Genomic DNA, 1,590 nt, shown 5'->3' on the forward strand with positions numbered 1-1,590 from the left:
GCTGTTGCCCGTGAGATGGGAATGAGCGTACAAGCGGTCGAGCGGCTCGAGCGCAGTGCGCTGCAAAAGCTGCGCCGGATGCTCAAGCGACAAGGCCGGGCAAAGGATCTGCGCGAGCAGTTGGATGACATGGGGACAGGCCCCTAGGGGAGCCCGAAGTACCGCGAAAGACGCTCCGGGACCGTTGAGGGTAGCCGTTTTCTTGTTCCCCCAATTCAGATTTTGGTCGGTAGGGGGGAGAGAAAGTCCCGGGATCAACCGCCGGGGACCGGAGGGGGGAGACGCTTTCTGCTTTGTTGCACGAATTTTTCTGAGGGCAAGCCATGAAAAAGCACAAGACATTACCGGACTGGAACGACATCGCGGACCCGAACGACCGCCGGCCCGAGCTGGCAGCGGAGCGGTTCGAGGCGAGCGTCAAGACACTACCCGAGGCGATGCGCGAGCTGCGTCATTCGCTGCGGGATGCGCTGGAGAGTAAGGGGGCCCGCGATGATGACGCCTGAGAAGATCCTGGCGGCGCTGGGTGCGCCCGCGCCTGACACCCTGCCCGAGCAATGGCGCCCGCTGGTCTACGAGCTTGCGGCCACCGTCGCGGCGCAGGGGAAAGCCCTGGGGGTGGCAGAGGCCGCCATGGTCGCGGCCAGCGAGGCGGAGACGCTGGACGATGCCCTGCGGACCCTGGGATGGGCGCACGACAGCATCGCGAAGAGCCTTGACCGGCCACGGGGGCACTGATAATATGCACAGTAGTTATCCATACAGTCCTGCCGTGGACGGGTGCGATGCCCAGAACCGGCCCCCCAGGACAACGGGCGCGAAGCTCGCGGATGCAACAACAGGCCCTGATGCGGCCTGCGGTTTTGCGTTTGACGAGAGGTTGCCCGTGACCAGAGCAGTACACCACAAAGCCCTTTCCCTATCGGCCTCCGAGCTGAAGTTCGACGATGCTTCGCGTTCGTTCGCGGGCTATGCGTCTGTTTTCAATGGCGTGGATGCCTACGGCGACACGATCCTGCCCGGGGCCTACGCCCACACCCTCGAGAACCGCTCCCGGCCTATCCGCATGCGGTGGAACCATACCGGGCCCGTCATTGGGCGCTGGACGGTGCTGCGTGAGGATGAAAAGGGCCTATGGGTCGAGGGACAGCTCACACCCGGCCACAGCGTTGCCGAAGACGCCTACGCGAGCCTCAAGCACGGGGCCGTCGACGGTCTGTCCATTGGCTACCTGATCCCGCCCGGTGGGGCCGAAGAGAAAGACGGCACCCGCTACCTCAAGAGTATTGAGCTGGTCGAGATCAGCGTGGTCGAGGAACCCGCCGACGCGGGCGCCCTGGTCGCGAACGTGAAACAGGTGGACCCGACAAGCCCGCGCGAGCTGGAACGCGGCCTGCGCGACCTGGGGCTCTCCAAACGCGAGGCGAAACGCCTGATGGCGGGCGGCTTTTCCGCCCTTTCCGACGAAGACGAAGAGGCCGCCGAGATCGCGGCGGCCCTGCGCGAACTGAACAACGAACTGAGGGTATGACGATGGAAGTGAAAGAGCTGATTCAGAAGAACACCGAGGCCGTGCGCGGCTTCAAGGGC

3 protein-coding genes are annotated in these 1,590 nt (G+C 64.5%); all 3 read left to right on the forward strand.

The genetic code is table 11. The annotated features are described in order from the left end of the window. Positions 1-323: 323 nt before the first annotated feature. The 3 genes from G015_RS0113540 to G015_RS0113550 all read left to right on the forward strand — a co-directional run bounded on the left by G015_RS0113540 (position 324) and on the right by G015_RS0113550 (position 1,531). On the forward strand, positions 324-506 hold the full coding sequence (locus G015_RS0113540; RefSeq protein WP_020146889.1) for a hypothetical protein: 183 nt from the start codon (positions 324-326) through the stop codon (positions 504-506). Further along, positions 493-738 (forward strand): hypothetical protein, encoded by a 246-nt coding sequence (locus G015_RS0113545; RefSeq protein ID WP_020146890.1) that lies wholly within the window; start codon positions 493-495, stop codon positions 736-738. Before G015_RS0113540 ends, G015_RS0113545 begins: the two co-directional genes overlap by 14 nt. Positions 739-886: 148 nt before the next feature. After that, positions 887-1,531 (forward strand): HK97 family phage prohead protease, encoded by a 645-nt coding sequence (locus tag G015_RS0113550; RefSeq protein WP_020146891.1) that lies wholly within the window; start codon positions 887-889, stop codon positions 1,529-1,531. Positions 1,532-1,590 lie beyond the last annotated feature (59 nt).

It is taken from the genome of Thioalkalivibrio sp. ALJ15 (assembly GCF_000383695.1).
GTDB lineage: Bacteria > Pseudomonadota > Gammaproteobacteria > Ectothiorhodospirales > Ectothiorhodospiraceae > Thioalkalivibrio.